Raw genomic sequence first — 1203 nt, forward strand, 5'->3', positions numbered from 1 at the left:
TCCACCACCTCCGCGAAGATCGTGGTGGCGGGCGGCTTCGGCGTGGGCAAGACCACGTTCGTCGGCGCCGTCTCGGAGATCAACCCGCTGCGCACGGAGGCCGTCATGACGTCTGCTTCGGCGGGCATCGACGACCTCACCCACACCGGGGACAAGACGACCACCACGGTCGCCATGGACTTCGGCCGCATCACGCTCGACCAGGACCTGATCCTGTACCTGTTCGGCACCCCCGGCCAGGACCGCTTCTGGTTCATGTGGGACGACCTGGTGCGCGGCGCCATCGGCGCGGTCGTCCTCGTCGACACCCGCCGGCTCGCCGACTGCTTCCCGGCCGTCGACTACTTCGAGAACAGCGGACTGCCCTTCGTCATCGCGCTCAACGGCTTCGACGGACAGCAGCCGTACCAGCCGGACGAGGTGCGCGAGGCACTGCAGATCGGCCCCGACACCCCCATCATCACCACCGACGCCCGCCACCGCGCGGACGCCAAGTCGACGCTGATCACGCTCGTGGAGCACGCGTTGATGGCGCGCCTGCGGTAGCGCGGACCGGTGTGCGCGACGCCCCCTGCGGCCTTCCGGGCCACAGGGGGTTTTTGTCTGTCGGGCGCGGGACCGACCGTCCGTGGCCGGTCGCGCCGTTCCCCGGGTCCCCGAAGGGCCATGACCGCGGCGGGCGTTCACGCGAAGAGGCCCCTCCTTGCGGAGGGGCCTCTTCGCGTCGGTGAGGTCAGTGCCAGCTGTGCGGGGCGCGGAAGCCCGGCTCGCGTTCCAGGCGCCGCCAGCCGGCGCGGACGCGGCCGCCGTGGGCCGGGGCGATCTCGGCGGGGCGGGCGGCGGCGCGGGCCAGCAGGAGGGCCGTGATGGCGGCGACCTCCTCGGGCTCGGCGTGGCCCTTCTCGACGCGGATGTCAGGTGTGCTCATGGGTGTCAGTCTCCCTGGGAGAGGGGGCCGCGGGGTTGCCGCGTGGGGTCCGTCGGGTTACTGGGGCGGGTTGCCGTGCTTGCGGGAGGGCAGGTCGGCGTGCTTGGTGTGGAGCATTTCCAGCGAGGAGATGAGCACCTGGCGGGTCTCGGCGGGGTCGATCACGTCGTCGACCAGGCCGCGCTCGGCCGCGTAGTAGGGGTGCATCAGCTCCGCCTTGTACTCCTTGACCATCTTCTGCCGCATGGCCTCGGGGTCCCCCGCCTCGGCGATCT

The 1203-nt window shown here is 71.5% G+C and carries 3 protein-coding genes; 1 reads left to right on the forward strand and 2 read right to left on the reverse strand.

All coding sequences use genetic code 11. The features are described from left to right. Positions 1-546, forward strand: a 546-nt coding sequence (locus B7L92_RS28590; RefSeq protein WP_107501632.1) for a GTP-binding protein, incomplete at its 5' end; no start/stop codon positions are given. Positions 547-733: 187 nt separating this feature from the next. Here B7L92_RS28590 and B7L92_RS28595 read toward each other — a convergent pair. Both B7L92_RS28595 and B7L92_RS28600 read right to left on the reverse strand, forming a co-directional pair. After that, entirely contained in the window at positions 734-928 is a 195-nt protein-coding gene (locus B7L92_RS28595; protein WP_016824526.1) for an acyl-CoA carboxylase epsilon subunit, read from the reverse strand. Positions 929-985: 57 nt separating this feature from the next. Further along, positions 986-1203: carboxyl transferase domain-containing protein (locus B7L92_RS28600; protein ID WP_304364716.1), on the reverse strand; the 218-nt coding region annotated here is incomplete at its 5' end.

Origin of the sequence: Streptomyces viridosporus (assembly GCF_002078235.1) — a bacterium.
In the GTDB taxonomy this organism is placed as follows: domain Bacteria; phylum Actinomycetota; class Actinomycetes; order Streptomycetales; family Streptomycetaceae; genus Streptomyces; species Streptomyces viridosporus.

Bases quoted from the DNA above. Each gene is read 5' to 3' on its own strand.
- B7L92_RS28595 (WP_016824526.1), bottom strand. From the start codon at position 928: ATGAGCACACCTGACATCCGCGTCGAGAAGGGCCACGCCGAGCCCGAG.